This window comes from Trichococcus sp., from assembly GCF_055118575.1.
On sequence record NZ_JBSQPW010000026.1, the window covers coordinates 1 to 16,290 of the forward strand.

The following is a 16,290-nucleotide window of genomic DNA, read 5'->3' on the forward strand; positions in this document are numbered from 1 at the left end:
CTTCACGACTTCGCTGAAGTTCTTGATGCCGATGTTGAATTTCTTCGCCATGCCGCCGACTGTCTCCAACAACAAGTTATCGCGCTCTTGGATTACGCCACCGATGTGGTAAGGCAAGCCGCAGTTCGCGAAAGAGATGTATTCACCCTTTTCGAAGATGACGATTTCGTCCTCCTCATTCAATCTTCTCAAGCGTGCTGCTGCAGTCGCTCCGCCGGCTACGCCGCCGATGATCACAATTTTACGTTTCATTATATAAAATCCTCATTTCACAAAGTTTTTAAGTTTCGGTTGTCTGCTGATAATAATACCCCAGTAGGTATAATTTGTAAAGGGAAATGTGACAGAGATGTTAAAAAAATTTTGCACAAAGTCGTCGACGGCCCGTGGGTGCCGCCCAGCTCCGACGAAAGTCCCCTCGTCGGAGGTACGGTGCCAATGACCCGCTCTCCTCCTGTTACCGGGTTCTAGCCGGAGCTACGCGAGTATTCAGATGCCGTCCTCCGTCGAACAAGTGCTCGCCGGAGATACGAAGTTCACATTCGCACCAGCTCCGGCGAAACAAACCCTAACAGGAGCTAGTGCCCTCCTGCGGTGAGCGCTCTTCTCAACGGAGTTGGGCTCTTCGGTATTCGTCTTCCTCCTGCAAGCGAATGTTGGCCGGAGCTGAGCACGCGGACGCAAGCTGTCCTCCGTCGAACAATGTCTCCCCGTAGGTACGAATTCCACACTCTCGCCTGCTCCGGCGAAACAAACCCTAACAGGAATTGGTGCATTCCTCCGGTGAGCGCCCTTCTCGACGGAGTTGCGCTCTTCGGTATTCGTCCTTCTCCTATTACCGGAACCTAGCCGGAGCTACGCGCTGACTCGCAGCTTGTCCTCCGACGAACAAGGGCTCGCCGGAGGTACGGATTTCGCGCTCTCGCCTGCTCCGGCGAAGCAAACCTTAACGGGAGCTAGTGCCTTCCTCCGGTGAGCGCCCTTCTAATCGGAGGTGGGCTTTTCGGTATTCGTCTTCCTCCTATTACCGGAATCTAGCCGGAGCATAGCGCGGATTCACACGCTATCCTCCGTCGAACGAAGTCTCCCCGGAGGTACGAATTTCACACTCTCGCCTGCTCCGGCGAACCAGACCCTAATCGGAGCTGGTGCTTTCCTTCGGTGAGCGCCCCTCTCGACGGAGGTGGACTCTTCGGTATTCGTCTTCCTCCTGCAAGAAAATGTTGGCCGGAGCTGGGCGCGCGGTCACATGCTGTCCTCCGGCGAACGAAGGCTCGTCGGAGGTGAGAGATTCGCCCTCGCACTAGCTCCGGCGAAGCAAACCCTAACGGGAGCTGGTGCTTTCCTCCGATGAGCGCCTTTCTCAACGGAGTTGGGCTTTTCGGTATTCGTCTTCCTCCTGTTACCAGAGCCTAGCCGGAGCTGAGCGCGGATTCGCAGCTTGTCCTCCTGCGAACAGCATCTCGTCGGAGGACAGCATCCCCATATCTCGCCAGCTCCGGCGAAGACACCCCTTATAGGAGAACACTGTACTACAGCTAGAAAATCAAACAGGCAAGAACTCCGACGAGCCGCAGCTTCGTCGGAGTTCTTGCCCTTATACATAATGACGCCCATGGCATTTTCCCACGGCCGTATAGTTCTTGCAAAGCACCCGATAAATCCGATCCTTATTGTCCATCCCGCACCACTCGGCCATCCGCGGCGTCGTCACTTTCGCATCCGGAAAAAGCAGCCGGAACTCCTCGACATTGTGCAGAATCGTTTTCGTCGTCCGCCTCCTCTTCTTGCAGACCGGACAATAGACTGACTTCACCCCATCAAGGCGCACCGCCGAACCGCAATCGAGGCAAAACAGCTCTTTTCGCAACTTCGCATAGTCGATTTCCGGCAATTCTTCGGAAAAATGGCGCGGATTGTGCATCCGGATCAAAGCATCCGCCAGCCGCTGTTGCTCCGGCCCAATCGCTCCTTTCACCCGGAAATTCTGAAAATGACGCGGAATCTGCCCGGGAAGCAGGTATTCCTCAATTTTACGATTACTCAGCAAATTGAACTCGGGATTGATGAAAACAACGAAGCCTTCAATCGGCATCTCGATCTTCAGCTCCGCAAGCAGCACACCCAATCTTGCCATCGTACGATTCAGCTGAAGCGACGGATTTTCCATCGTGGCACCACTTGGCTTCCGGAATGTCAGCGGCCCCCACAGATGATCCCCTTTGTGGTTTTTCGTTTCGTACACCAAAAGTTTATCGGGACAAATCACCAGCGTATCGATCTGAATCGAAACGCGATTGTGCCGCAACTGCAGATCATTCAGCACCAAACAGCGCGAATCCAGCGCATCCGTATGCACATCCAGCCCGCATTCGCCCCCGAACCCTCCATCCATATGCAACAAATAATACTGATCCCCCGGCCCTAATTTCATCCGTTTGGCCAACGCTTCATAAATGCAGAGCATCCGCGGCTTTTCGCGTTCCTTATATGCCATTATCTCTCCTCCTTTTGAATTCAACGGTCAAATGTAGTATCTGCATTCCATCGTCGTTGGCTTTTTTCATTCCTCCAACGACTTCCGACGACGGATCCTTTCACCGGAGAAACGGATGCTTGAAAGTGACAACCTCCCGTTCCCGTTGCCTCACAGGAGGTGCGGTGCCAGCGATCCAGTTTCCTCCGATTACCGAGGACTAGTCGGAGCTGAGCGCAGATTCGCACCCTATCCTCCGACGAACAAGGACTCGCCGTAGGTGAGCGTTTTACGCTCGCACCAGCTCCGGCAAAACAAACCCTAACAGGAACTGGTCCCTTCCTCCGATGAGCGCCCTCCTCAACGGAGTTGGGCTCTTCGGTATCCGTCTTCCTCCTGCAAGCGAATGTTAGCCGGAGCTGAGCGCGCGGAAGCAGCCTGTCCTCCGGCGAACGAAGGCTCGTCGGTGGTACAGATGTCACGCTCGCGCCTGCTCCGGCGAAGCAAACCTTAACGGGAGCTGGTGTTTTCCTCCGGTGAGCGGGCTTCTCGACGGAGTTGGGCTCTTCGGTATTCGTCCTTCCCCTGCAAGCGAATGTTGGCCGGAGCTAAGCGCGCGGACGCAGCCTGTCCTCCGACGAACAAGGGCTCGGCGGAGGTACGGATTTCTCGCTCGCGCCTGCTCCGGCGAAACAAACCCTAACAGGTGCTGGTGCTTCCCTCCGGTGAGCGCCCTTCTCAACGGAGCTGGGCTCTTCGGTATCCGTCCTTCCCCTGCAAGCGAATGTTGGCCAGAGCTGAGCGCGCGGAAGCAGCCTGTCCTCCGGCGAACGAAGGCTCGTCGGTGGTACGAATTTCGCGCTCGCGCCTGCTCCGGCGAAGCAAACCCTAACAGGAGCTGGTGCTTTCCTCCGGTGAGCGCCCCTCTCGACGGAGTTGTGTTCTTCGGTATTGGTCTTCCTCCTGCAAGCGAATGTTGGCCGGAGCTGAGCGCGCGGAAGCAGCCTGTCCTCCGGCGAACGAAGGCTCGTCGGTGGTACGAATTTCGCGCTCGCGCCTGCTCCGGCGAAACAAACCCTAACGGGAGCTGGCGCCTTCCTCCGGTGAGCGCCCTTCTCAACGGAGTTGGGCTCTTCGGTATTTGTCTTCCTCCTGTAAGCGAATGTTGGCCGGAGCTGAGCGCGTGATAGGATACCGTCCTCCGGCGAAGGATGGCTTGTCGGAGGAAAGGATCTCCACCTCGCACCTGCTCCGGCGAAGCAAACCTTAACAGGAGCTGGTGCCTTCCTCCGGTGAGCGCCCTTCTCGACGGAGGTGGGCCCTTCGGTATTCGTCTTCCTCCTGCTAGAGAATGTTAGCCGGAGCTTGGTGCGGATTCGCAGGCTGTCCTCCGACGAACGCCCCCTAATAGGAGGTACGGACATCTTCCTCGCACCAGCCCCAGCGAAGGCCGCGCTTGTCGGAGCTGCGCGGCCGAGGGAGATTCTGCGATTATTAGATGCCAACCGCGCGGAACTTTGGTATACTTTGCTTAAGAAAGCAATCGTGAAAAGAAAGAAGGAAATACAATGGCATCAGCATTGATCGTATACGCAAGTTTGACAGGAAATACCGAAGAAATCGCCGATATCGTCGCAGACCAATTGGAAGCATTGGGCGTGGACGTGGAAGTGAAAGAATGCACACAAGTCGCACCCGAGGACTTCTTGGAATATGACATGAACATCATCGCAACCTACACATACGGAACGGACGGCGACCTGCCCGACGAATTTATGGATTTCTATGAAGAGATGGAAGACGTCGATTTCACAGGCAAAATCGCTGGTGTCGTCGGCTCCGGGGACACATTCTACGAATACTACTGCAAGGCAGTCGATGATTTTGAGGAACAATTCAAAAAGTTCGGGGCAACAATCGGCGCAGATAATGTCAAAATCGATTTGAACGCCGAAGAAGAGGACATCGCCAACCTGCAGAAATTCTCTGATGCGATGGTAGCAGCGCTGAACAAATAAGCAATACAAAAGCAAGAGTCGGCATTCGGGAATCCCTGCAGTTGGCTCTTCTTTTTTACAACAGGAAGGAGGCGATTACATGGATGTCGGAATGGAATATGAAATACTGATGCTCCAGTTAGGGTCGTTGGCGCGCAAGCTGTTCAACGCCGAGGAGAATCTTTCGAAATACCAGGAAGCATTGGAAAAAGCCATTGCGGCGTTGGAAAAAGAAAACCGCGACCTCGAAAAGCTGCGCCACGATAGTTTTTCGAACACCTTGCTGAAGCTTTTCGGTAATTTCGACCGCCGCTATGACAAGGAATACCGCGAAATCATCGGCGCCAAAGTCGAGTTCGACAAGGCCTACGCGATGAAGATCGCTGCTGCGCGCAGGGTCAAGGAAGTCGAAGCGGACATCGAAGAGAAAAAACTGCGCCTGCGCAATATCAAGGAAGACGTGCTGCGCAATCATCCGGACATGAACAAGGTCGTCAGTGAACGCCAGCAGCAGATCCTCGCCCTCCAGCATGAATGGCGCGAGACGAACGAAGCCGAACAAGCCGGCCTGGCGGTGCTGGAAGCTCTCTCGGATATCATCAGCGGCCTCGACGCCGCCGACGCCATTTCGACCTGGGACCTGATCACCGACAGCAGCCTCATCCTCGATTTTCTGAAAAATGACAAGCTCGATGCCGCCGAAGCCTCACTGCTGCATCTCGAACAGACCGTCTATACCTTTGCCCGTGAGCTGCGCGACCTGGATTTCGTCTTCGAAAGCGATCTCGAGACCATCTCCTCCACCCAGCGCGCCCTGGACATTTTCTTCGACAGCCTCTTCTCCGATTGGGGAACAAAAGCCATTATCGAAAAGAATATTGAAAACCTGAAGAAGCTCCAAGACAGCACCGAAGACGTCATGGAAAGCCTGGCCGCGAAGAAACGCGAGCTGGAAACGACACTGGAAGTGTTGGCGGTTGAAGATGATAAGGTAGTGTGAGTATATGCGAAGAACCGAGTGGTCTGGGGACCCTCGGTTCCTTTTTTTATTTCGCGCGGGCGCGAAACTCGATACTTGCCGATAATTCGAAAATCAGTCGAATAGCTGGCGCTGCTTGGTTCTCAGGCGAACGTGGGATTATCGAAGGAAAGTACGTCCAGTTTGTACCAACTTCTACTTGACAAACTCTCACCGAAAAAAGGTATAAGGTATAAGGTATAAGCTGCACTTAGAAGAAAGAAGGGTCGCGTATGGCGCTTACCAACTTATACTATAGATAAACTCAAATTGAAATAATACAGAACGTCCGCTGGCAATAAATAGTACAAAAAAATATACTATAAGAAAAAAATGAATATGCTAATTGAGGACACACTGGTAAAATGAATTTAATATTTATTTACGAAAAAGGTGGGAATATGGGGGAAATGAGAAATTACCGAGCATATCTGTCAATATCAGCGAGTGGTCCTTTATTAAATGTAGATACAATGGAAATATTAAATGCTACACACACAGATATGAGACCCCGAGCGCTTGCGGAATTAGCTTATACAACTGCAGATGTGGATTTCCTTGAAGGAAATTGGGCCTCTATAAACTATGATACTGCACCAAAAGAGTTGCATTTAAGGCTTAAAAACCCGACTATTGAAGAATTCAGAATAGAAATGAGTCAAATTCAGAGTTGGTTTTCTCATTGCAATGATAAAGATGATTGGGATGGAGGCTGCATTACGTTTACCTATGCAGGTCATGGACGTGAAGCCGATGGAGCATTAGTATTAGAAGATGGAAATATTACGTGGGATTCATTTTTGAGCGAATTGTTGACTTTAGTTCCGGAAAATAATGGACATAGATTAAGAGTGATTATATTGCTTGATTCATGTTATTCAGGAAATTTTCTAACTGAATTACAGCACACTATGCGTGATGAATATTCCGATAAGTTTTCCCCGTACTATTCCGCTGCAGCATGTTTACATGATGAAGTTGCAAGAGAATTTAGATCATTAGGGCATGGATTATTTACATACTGTTTCTCAGTTAATGGTCTGACGCCAGAATCTATGGTTGCTGAAGCCATTCAGCCAGATAACACTTTTGGGCCGTCGCTCTCTTTAGTAAAGGGACCGTATGGGTGCTCTTTCTTGACTCAGGGTGCTCAAAATCCCATTGTAATTGATGGTGATGAAATGACGGTTTGTGGCGAACCAATTAATTTGTATGATACTCAAGATAATTTACTTTCCAAAGACGAGTTATACTCGCAAATGAGTGAAATTAGGGGTAGGTTCCGATATTTATTTAGTGGATTCACTTTTCCTGATGGAACGATATTCAGGAGTGATCAGATGACAAATGCTGATATCACTAATGATCTAATTATAAAAAAAGACCTTTTGAAATCAAGAAAAAATTTTGAATTAGATGGGACAATGAAAGAAGATGTTGAGAATAGTTTGGTTGATGATGGATTTTAGTGTGTAAGTTTTCTCCATGAAACCATAAACCTTTTAAAGAGAGAATGAGTAAATTAAATAAACTGTTCACTTTGAGGTTCCGAACACGTTTGTTATGTTTTTGTTAATTACACAAAATTCTAGAAGCGAAAAGGTTCAACATAGTCTGTTCTCCATTGAACACTCGCTCGTCGAAGGGCGGATGTCACCTACGCGCACAAATCCAATTTCCAACGAAGTTAGGTCTCGCTTGAGATTGGGTCGTGATGCCTTCTCCTCAGTTGAACGGGCTCTCACCTGAATTGCAGTTTCCGGTAATGTGCTTTTCTCCGAGCAGCGGGTCCTCGTCGGAAGTGACGAACCCTTACGATTTCCAACTCTGGAAAGGCCGGCTCTAACAGAAGAAAAGCGGTACCCGCTATCCTTTTTTGCTTCAAAAGGATGGCAGGTACCGCTTTTTAATTTAGTTTAAGTCTTCCCCGTTCATGGCGATGACTTTTTTGTACCAATGGAACGAGTCTTTGCGTTTGCGCTCGAGCGGTTCGTTTTGCGAAATGCATTCGTAGATTTTGAAGTCCGTAGGGTTGAAATTGCGGATTGTTTCTGCGTTGAATATGGCGATCACCTCTTTGCGTTTGGTAGTTTGAGTCTGTTTGTGGATACTTGCGTACGCTGTTTTTCTGATAGTCATCATTATACTGGATTAAGCCGATTTGAGGAAGGTAGCTTTGTTCGAGCTGTTCTGGGTGTCGTCACATCAATGGCGAGATGCGTTCCGCATGGCCTTGATTTTCACCCATGCGCCAGTTGATTTTTTTTGCGTACAACTCCAATTTTTCTCTGCGTGTGCAATACCTATCATAATCTCCGAATCTAAACCAAATAAAAGAAGCCACTTCAATTGAACGAAGCAGCTCCTCCTGTTTAAAACTATTTCTGCTGATTGTGTGAATCCTTATTCATAAAAATCGCTTGTATTGCCGTATTTTTCATCCAAGCTGCCACTGAACCAACGGCCGTTCAGGACTTTGGAAAGTAAGGCTGCTTTTTCTTCTTGGCTGATCGTTGTGTCTGCATCTATGGCGTTAAGGATGTCTTCGTAAGTGAAATTGTTTTGTCCGATTTCTGCCGTTGCGTTTGACTGATCTGCATTCAGGAATAAGATATCTCTATTTTCTTCTGTCCACTCTGTCCATTCAGGAAGTGTGTCACTATTTGGATCTCCATTTTTGATTAACTGATAGATATAACTCTGGAACCATTCACTAAGCTCGATGGCACCTTCTGATGCGTAGGCATCGCCGACTAGACCTGCATAGTTCTGGTTATCGGTATCTAGCAATGGCACAAATACGCCGTGGAATGATCCAAATTTAGCCATATCTTCACCAACCACAGCCGCATCTTCTCCGAAGTTGATTTCCATTCCGTAGATCGGTGCATCATATTGTTTGTTCATCTTTTCAGCTGATTCTTCCAAATTGAATAAGCTGTACAATTGTCCACCATATTGGTTTACAAAGTCGTATTGGGCTGCAATATTTTCGTCTGTATCGATTGAACCATCCGCAATGTACTTCCCAAAGTATGGGTCAAAACGTCCAAATAAAGAGAATTCATTTCCTCCTGTCAGCATCAATAACGGTACTGCATTGTAGTTTTCTGTAGCAAATCCTTCTTCAGGTATCACAGTGCCATCATTGTACAAATGGGGGAAGACGCTCATTCTGATGCCGGCGTTACCCATTAAACTCACAAGACGATCGCCTTCTAGTCCCAACAAATAATCTTTGACTTCTGGATTATCCTCCAGAAGCCATTCACGGGCTTCTTCTTCAGTCCCTTTCAGGCCATCTTCTACTACGAGTGGTGCAATTGCCTGCGCAAATACTTCTTGGCTATTGTCTTCATCCGCGATTGTCATGCCTCCGCTAAATGAAATAGCTTTATCAAATTTACCTTCGAATAATGGAGAAATCAACATTGCCATCACATCTCGACCACCTGCAGAAAAACCGGAAACCGTTATGTTTTTGCTGTCTCCACCGAAATTCTCGATGTTTTCACGAATCCAGTCAAGTGATTTTGCTAGATCCAACATGGTATAATTTCCAGAATTCTCTTCTTTTGTTCCAGTCTTCAAAGCGGGTAGTGGATTGAATCCTAACGCACCCAAGCGGTAGTTTACGGACACGACGATTGCATCCTGATTGCGTGCAAAAGATGCTCCTGAGATTTCCTGTGCCTTTCCAGTCTGGTTATTTCCGCCATGTATGAAGACCAACACCGGTAAATCTTCCTTCTCATTTTCTGGTCGGTAGATATCCAAGTTCAGGGCACTTTCTGAACCGACTACTCCATCAGCACTCAGTTGAAGAGCTACATCACCTGGTTCTGTTGTATCCAATATATCGGACCATTCCTCAGGATCAGTCGGTGCTTGCCATCGATTTTCTCCCGAGGTATCTCCCCCATAAGGCACGCCTAACCATTTATAGACACCGTCTTCACTTACCCCCTGTACCTTTCCGAACTCCGTTTCACGAATGATTGCCTCGTTAGACTTTTCTGAAACCTCCGTTTGTTGAACGTCACCCGTCGAACTTGTATCCGCTGTCATTCCGTCGTTCGAATTACACCCACTTAACACAAAACTTAACAGTGCGACACTTAACCCCATCCTGAATCGATCTCTTCTCATTTCTTTTTCCTCCTTAAAATAAAAAAATACCTAAACTCATCCCGAGAAATTCTCGAAATAAATTTAGGTTATGCCCCTTACGGGTAACATTCCTGTGCTTATATTGTATTATAACACGATATCAACAAAAAGCAATAGCGCTTACATTGTTTTTGAAACCAGCAACTATCAAAGCCAGTCTCTACCAAGAAGATTCACAATCCGCTGTCAGACTTTTTTCAGTTATCATTTGTCAGAGCAACTCGCTTTCCTTTAGTCCAAATGAAGTCAGTTTTTTTTCGATATGCCTCTTTTTTGCATACCGCAGCAAGGTGGAGTAATTGATATTGTATTTTTCACGGGCATTTGTGACGACAGTTCTCACTTCAGATTCGCCAATCGGCAATATGATGGGTTCATTGATGATGAGATCGACCAACAGTTTTTCCAGCTTCGGCAAGTGGTAATTGCCTTCAACTCGATTCAGGGGGGCATCTACATACAGGCGATTGACGATGATGTTTTCCTCGCGGGGCGATATATAGATGTCATATATCCCATTATCCGGACTGAGATAGACATTTGGATACTGTTCTTTCACAAAATGAAAAACGGAATGCTGCGCATCTGCATCCACTTCCAAAATGATATTTCGCGACTGGTACACATGCTCCGTGAGATCCGACAGCCATTCCGTAGGATATATGGAAAAATTGACATAAGGATACTTGTCTTGGATTGCCTGAGCCAGATTCTGCATCTTTTCAGTTTGCTCCGGCAGGAACGCTTTTTTACCTTGCAAAGCATACATTCCCCTCTTCGGAGTGTAAATGACGCCCGCTTGCTTCAAATGATAAATACGCCAACGCAAGGTAGTAACTTTTATATCCGGTTCAAAAGTTTGGTAAAATTCCAGAAGTTGTTGCGTCGAAACCGGCTGATTTTGTTTAAAGAAGCCTTCCAATTCAGATAATTTAAATGCAGAAGACATTTTGGCTTCCCCTTCCATCTAATAATTGGGTCAAAACTCAGAATTGACCCGTTTATTAGATTTTAGCACAACCCAACAATTGGGTCAAAATTACGTTTTGACCCAATTGTTGGATTCAGTACTGCGGGGTGGTTTTGGTGTTCTCCGGTGAAGGATCTCTCATCGGAGTTGCGGTTCCCGGTAATCGTCTCTCCTCCTGTAGGCGAACGCTGGCCGGAGCTGGGGTGGTTTGGGTCAGCAATTCCTCCGGCCAGCCACACCTTACCGGAGGTGGCAGCCATCCTGCGCGCCCCAGCTCCGGCGTAACGGGCACCCACCCATTTCCGCAACAAATTTATTCATTTTTTAAAATGATATTGCATTTCCGGCGTATTTATGCGAATATAGTCATTGTAATCGATTTTATATCAATTACAGGAGCCCTTGTGGTTCCAGCTTCTGTTTAATCCCCCCAAGGTTAAATAGACAAAGCTCAGCTTCGGCTGAGTTTTTTTGCGTTCTGGGGTCAATTTAGCGCAAATAGTCGGGAGACTTATCTATTCTCTAGAGATAAGTTGTGCTATGATAGTGCAAGTACGTTTTAAAATATAGGAGTGAATACACATGGTATTACCGAATTTCGAGGAAAATCTGCAAAAATACGCCAAACTGTTGGTCTCGAAGGGGATCAACGTGCAAAAAGGCCACACAATCGTCGTCAACATCGACGTCGAGCAGGCACCGTTCGCGCGTCTGTTGACGAAGGAAGCCTACGCGTTGGGCGCCGAGGAAGTCATCGTCAAGTGGACCGACGATTTCGTCACCCGCGAAACCTACCTGCACACGTCCGAAGAGCGCATGACGAACGTTCCGCAGTACAAGATTGATGAAAGTCTCGACATGATCGAAAAGAAAGCCAGCCGCCTATCGGTACGCTCGGCCGATCCGGATGCGCTGAACGGCGTCGACGGCAAGAAGCTGGCTGCTGTCCAAAAAGCCAACAACGTCGCCTTCGATACGCAACGCATCGCTACCCAAGCCAACAAAGTGAGCTGGACCGTCGCTGCCGCAGCCGGCGCGAAATGGGCGGCCAAAGTCTTCCCGGATTTGGCGACGGAAGAGGAACAGGTCGATGCTTTGTGGAACGAAATCTTCAAGACTTGCCGCGTCTACGAAGCCGATCCTGTGGCTGCCTGGGATGCGCATGAAGCGCGCTTGCTGTCGAAAGCCGATGTGCTGAACGCCGAGCAATTCGATGCGCTGCATTACACGGCCGCGAACGGCACCGATCTGATCGTCGGGATGCCTGAGAACCACATCTGGGAAAGCGCGGGCAGCGTGAACGCGCAGAACGAGAAGTTCATCGCCAACATGCCGACTGAGGAAGTCTTCAGCGCGCCTGATTTCCGCCGCATCGACGGCATCGTCAAATCAACGAAACCGTTGAGCTACGCCGGCAACATCATCGACGGCATGACGTTCCGCTTCGCGGGCGGCCAAGTGACCGAAGTGACCGCCGAAAAAGGCGAAGAAACGATCCGCCGCCTGGTCGAAGAAAACGACGGCGGCCGCAGCCTCGGCGAAGTCGCCCTGGTTCCGGATCCATCACCGATTTCCCAATCCGGCATCGTCTTCTTCAACACACTGTTCGACGAAAATGCTTCGAACCACTTGGCGCTGGGCTCGGCTTACGCATCAAGTGTTGTTGGGGGTACCGAAATGACCCAAGAAGAGCTGGCTGCAGCCGGCCTGAACCGCTCGACTACGCACGTGGACTTCATGATCGGCTCTGCTGATATGAATATCGACGGAATCCGCAAGGACGGATCGGTGATGCCGATCTTCCGCAATGGGGATTGGGCGTTTTAAGAGTTAGTTGTTAGTTTGATCGATTGGCCTCCCGGGGACGGGAGGCTTTTTGTGTTTGTGGGGGCGGGTTCGCCGGAGCAGATGCCTTCGAGGAGGCGTCAGCTCCGGTAAGGATCCGCTCACCGTTGATGCGCGTGCCGCATAGCTATCAGCTCCGGCCAACATTCCTTCACAGGAGGACAGCTATTACCGGAAACCGCTACTCCGGCGAGTGGAGCTTTCGCCGGAGGTAATGGCGCCACAACCTATTCTACGGTTAAGACCCTGCTTGCCGGAGATGGTGCCCGTAAGCGTTCGGCAGCTCCGATAAGGACGCGCTCACCGTTGAAGAGCGTGCCGCAAATCTGCTAGCTCCGGCTAACATTCGCCCGCAGGAGGAAAGACTATTACCGGAAGCCCAACTCCGGTGAGAAGCCCGTTCACCGGAGAAAAGTCCTAGCTCCCGTAAAGGTTGTCCTTGCCGGAGTAGGCGCTCGGCCGAGATTGGCCACCTCCGCCCAGCGCTTGTTCGCGGGAGGATAGCCTCCGCATCCACGCCCAGCTCCGGCTAACATTCCTTAACAGGAGAAAGACTATTACCGGAAACCACTGCTCCGGTGAGCGACCCTTTCGCCGGAGGTAACGGCACTACACCCTGTCCTACGGTTAAGACCCTGCTTGCCGGAGCTAGCGCTCGGAAACGTTCGCCAGCTCCGATGAGGACGCGCTCTCCGTAGAAGCGCATGCAGCAAATCTGCCAGCTCCGGCTAACATTCCTTCGCAGGAGGACAGCTATTACCGGAAACCCCTACTCCGGCGAGCGGTCCTTTCGCCGGTGGTAATGGCGCCGTTTTCTCATTATTAAGAATTCGTAACGGTACGGTACTTTTCTTTCGTTCTGTTTTTGGATGGGCTATAATGTGGGTAGAGAATGGGACAAGTTTTCACGAAAGCAGGGTGTTTATCGTGGTCGATCGAAAGAAACGGATGGAACAGTTCGAGGAGGTTTCACAGGCGGTGGAACCGGAAAAACCGTCTAGCATGAGTTGGCTGTATATTTTCGGGGCCGTTGTACTGATTTTTGGCCTTACTCTGCTCTTCCAACAAATGAGCGGTACGACGGATGGCGAAGTCCGGCCGGCCGATATTGAGAGTTTGCAGGCGGAAATCGCTGAGCTTAGAGGGACGGTCTCGGATTTGGAAGCGCGCATCGAGGCGTTGGAAAATGAATGAGGCCAGAATGTGATGAACCCCGGGTAGAAATCGAGCATTCAGAGAACTAACACTAAGCGGACGCTTTTTGTCCGTATGTGATAATCAGCTTAGGCACAGATTTCTGGGAGTCAGCACACGTTTTAGAGGGCAGCTGATTGGCTGCCTTTTTTGGATTTTCGCCAACATTTGCTGACTCGAGGAATTTTTTTCAACTGGATGTAGAAATTGCACGCATTAAGTGATACAATGAATAGTGTTCTGTTGGTCCTATAGCTCAGCGGATAGAGCACTCGTTTCCTAAACGAGGTGTCGGAAGTTCAATTCTTCTTAGGACCGTCATATGAATAAAAAAAAACGAACTTCCGACAATTTTTTATGTTGTCGGAAGTTCTGTTTGTTTTGGCGTTGATTCTTTTTTCGCTTCAGTGTGGTCGTCGGAAGTTAGGCATACTTTTCTTCTTGAATCGCCGACTGATGCGGGCGGTGTCGGCTGTTCGGCGTCTTTCGTTTGACGTTCAGCAAACTGATTCAGCTTTCGTCGACTGTTCAGCGTCCTTCACTATGCGTTCAGCAAACTGATTCAGCGGTCGTCGACTGTTCGTCGTCCTTCGCTTTGCGTTCAGCAAACTGATTCGGCTTTCGTCAGCTGTTCGTCACCGTTCACTTTGCGTTCGACCGACGCCGATCAAACAATAAAAAATCGGATATCCTTCGCGGGTATCCGATTTTTTTGCGTATAGTATAAGTGTTGGATCAATTCTTAATGGAAGATAGCGAAGCTGGCGGATCGGAAGCAAAAAAATCCGGCTACCCATTTGATCTGGATAGCCGGATTTTTATGGTTTCTGGACGGATGGTAAAACACCTATTCGGTTTGCTAAAGCGGAGCTCCCTATTCATGTACCGAAATCTCTAGCTGTAGCGGATGTTTGAATCCCTCTTCCAAATAATATGCAAGTTCCTTTTCTAATTCGCCCAACAGTTTTGTGTCTTCGATGGCATGTAATATGGCGTAAGCCTTCTCGATGTACTCGGAGCTTTCTTTTGATTCTGCCGTTTTTTGCAGGATAATCCCTTTTCTGGAATAAGCAATCGCCAGTTGGTTGTACTTTTGATATTTTTTGCATAAAGGTATCACTTTTTCCAAGTAGTCGAGCGCTTCAGAATATTGTTGATTATAGATCAGCAAGATAGCCAAATTAATATTCACATTGACCAAAGTAACTTCAGCTTCCTTCATACTGTGGTAAGGTTCCAATTGTTTGCTTACTCTTTTACCAATGTTCACGGCAACCTCACTCGGGAAAATAAACAGAATGTAGTTTATCAAGCGGATATCCAATAAATACCACTTATCAAATTTATCCATACGCTCCCAAATTTTTTTGGCAAAGAATTGTGCCTCCTCAACATTTTGGGTTGTATTCAAAATGATTAGGCTTTCGCATGCATAAAAAAGGTCTCTTATCAAATAGTCTTCATCTTCTTGTAAATAGGCACTTATCTCATCCCGAAGCAACTTCAGATCATCAAAATGATTAAAATTCACCGATAAAAATTCATTGATTATTTTTTCCTTTGTGGTCAAACTTTCCTTATTCAGAATGTAACGGAACTCATCCACCGAAATATTCAGTTTTTCCAGGATTGCCAACCATTTTCGAAAAGTCGGTTCTATTTCGTTTCTTTCTACTTTTGAGTAGGCAGACTGCCCCATTATGCCTTCTGCCACGTATTGTTGGGAATATCCTCTATCTATCCTGATCTCTTTCAGGACGTCGCCAAAGTCTTTCGCCATATTTCCACCTTCCTTTTTTATAGTATTATACGACTAATTGGTTCAAAATGCATTTTTCTCATTTATAATGTGACTATGAAAGAAAATATTTTGTAGAAACGGGGTAGCTGTCATGAAAAAATTTATGGTTTTGTCCTTGGTTTTAGGAATTATCGGTAGTACTGGTTTTATTGTAAAGGAAACAACTGCTGATGCCAATAAAGATGTTCAACATGAACAAGTAGCAAAAGCACCAGCAAAATATTCCACTAATATGCTTTGGTTTATGGGATAAGTAAAGTTATTCAACAAACTTTTACTTACAAATCTAATACAGGCAACATCGGACTTCCCGGAAAAAGGAAAAGCAGGTCAGGACGCGTGTCCTAACCTGCCTACTGCCTAAAGCAGTTGATTTATCCACTTATTTTTCCGGCAAACCCATAAAATATAGTAACTACGGGTAAAACAGTCTGGGGCCGGATTCGGACTCCGGCCCCAGACTGTTCGCAGCTGTTTAATTCCTTCAGCGTCTTTTCCGCTAAGCCCATCAGCTCAAACCTACAAAGTGTAGCGAGGAATTCATATTCGTTCATTCAAAAAGGTGAAGTATGTATTGCGATCAATTATTAAAACGGGATGGGGTACTGCGGGGAGGCTTTCGGCTACTGGATAGACAGAAAAGAGACTTCAGGCTGCTCCTTTAGTGATCGGTTGATATAAACCTACCTCCAGCGATTGCTTAAAATATGTTGTACAATTGACGTTGTACCATTGCGATTCAAACAAAAGTTGTTTCCAAAAGTAAGAGCTCTCTTACTAAGGTAAGTATAGCACCACTACGCGATCTTTTCTATTTGT

General features: G+C 48.2%; 12 protein-coding genes and 1 tRNA gene. 7 read left to right on the plus strand and 6 right to left on the minus strand.

Going from position 1 to position 16,290, the window contains the following annotated elements:
- On the minus strand, nt 1-252 hold a 252-nt coding region (locus ACTCCX_RS08430), incomplete at its 3' end, for an FAD-dependent oxidoreductase (protein ID WP_463275583.1).
- Nucleotides 253-1,597: 1,345 nt separating this feature from the next.
- Nucleotides 1,598-2,497, minus strand: coding sequence for a nuclease-related domain-containing protein (locus ACTCCX_RS08435; protein ID WP_463275584.1), 900 nt, complete (start codon nt 2,495-2,497; stop codon nt 1,598-1,600).
- 1,547 nt (nt 2,498-4,044) lie between these two features.
- On the opposite strand from ACTCCX_RS08435, the gene ACTCCX_RS08440 reads away from it, so the two are divergent.
- The 3 genes from ACTCCX_RS08440 to ACTCCX_RS08450 all read left to right on the plus strand — a co-directional run bounded on the left by ACTCCX_RS08440 (nt 4,045) and on the right by ACTCCX_RS08450 (nt 6,960).
- A complete protein-coding gene (locus tag ACTCCX_RS08440) occupies nt 4,045-4,494 on the plus strand; it encodes a flavodoxin (protein ID WP_463275585.1) in 450 nt (149 codons plus the stop codon).
- Between the two features lie 79 nt (nt 4,495-4,573).
- Nucleotides 4,574-5,473, plus strand: a complete 900-nt coding sequence (locus ACTCCX_RS08445) for a hypothetical protein (protein ID WP_463275586.1) — start codon at nt 4,574-4,576, stop codon at nt 5,471-5,473.
- Nucleotides 5,474-5,856: 383 nt separating this feature from the next.
- Nucleotides 5,857-6,960, plus strand: coding sequence for a hypothetical protein (locus ACTCCX_RS08450; RefSeq protein WP_463275587.1), 1,104 nt, complete (start codon nt 5,857-5,859; stop codon nt 6,958-6,960).
- 442 nt (nt 6,961-7,402) lie between these two features.
- On the opposite strand, the gene ACTCCX_RS08455 is transcribed toward ACTCCX_RS08450, so the two are convergent.
- From ACTCCX_RS08455 to ACTCCX_RS08465, 3 genes are all read right to left on the minus strand, one after another.
- A complete protein-coding gene (locus tag ACTCCX_RS08455) occupies nt 7,403-7,633 on the minus strand; it encodes a hypothetical protein (protein WP_463275588.1) in 231 nt (76 codons plus the stop codon).
- A 261-nt stretch (nt 7,634-7,894) separates the two neighbouring features.
- On the minus strand, nt 7,895-9,640 hold the full coding sequence (locus ACTCCX_RS08460) for a carboxylesterase family protein (RefSeq protein ID WP_463275589.1): 1,746 nt from the start codon (nt 9,638-9,640) through the stop codon (nt 7,895-7,897).
- Between the two features lie 232 nt (nt 9,641-9,872).
- Complete coding sequence (locus ACTCCX_RS08465) at nt 9,873-10,610, minus strand: DUF6577 family protein (protein WP_463275590.1); 738 nt, start codon at nt 10,608-10,610, stop codon at nt 9,873-9,875.
- A 603-nt stretch (nt 10,611-11,213) separates the two neighbouring features.
- Here ACTCCX_RS08465 and ACTCCX_RS08470 point away from each other — a divergent pair.
- The 3 genes from ACTCCX_RS08470 (at nt 11,214) to ACTCCX_RS08480 (ending at nt 13,988) form a co-directional block, all read left to right on the plus strand.
- On the plus strand, nt 11,214-12,458 hold the full coding sequence (locus tag ACTCCX_RS08470) for an aminopeptidase (RefSeq protein WP_463275591.1): 1,245 nt from the start codon (nt 11,214-11,216) through the stop codon (nt 12,456-12,458).
- A gap of 897 nt (nt 12,459-13,355) precedes the next feature.
- Complete coding sequence (locus ACTCCX_RS08475) at nt 13,356-13,670, plus strand: hypothetical protein (protein WP_463275592.1); 315 nt, start codon at nt 13,356-13,358, stop codon at nt 13,668-13,670.
- 245 nt (nt 13,671-13,915) lie between these two features.
- Nucleotides 13,916-13,988 (plus strand) — tRNA-Arg (locus ACTCCX_RS08480).
- A gap of 556 nt (nt 13,989-14,544) precedes the next feature.
- On the opposite strand, the gene ACTCCX_RS08485 is transcribed toward ACTCCX_RS08480, so the two are convergent.
- A complete protein-coding gene (locus tag ACTCCX_RS08485; RefSeq protein WP_463275593.1) occupies nt 14,545-15,450 on the minus strand; it encodes a helix-turn-helix domain-containing protein in 906 nt (301 codons plus the stop codon).
- Nucleotides 15,451-15,562: 112 nt separating this feature from the next.
- Here ACTCCX_RS08485 and ACTCCX_RS08490 point away from each other — a divergent pair, with 112 nt between their 5' ends.
- The gene (locus ACTCCX_RS08490; RefSeq protein WP_463275594.1) at nt 15,563-15,724 is read left to right on the plus strand and encodes a hypothetical protein; all 162 of its coding nucleotides are present in this window, start codon (nt 15,563-15,565) and stop codon (nt 15,722-15,724) included.
- Nucleotides 15,725-16,290 lie beyond the last annotated feature (566 nt).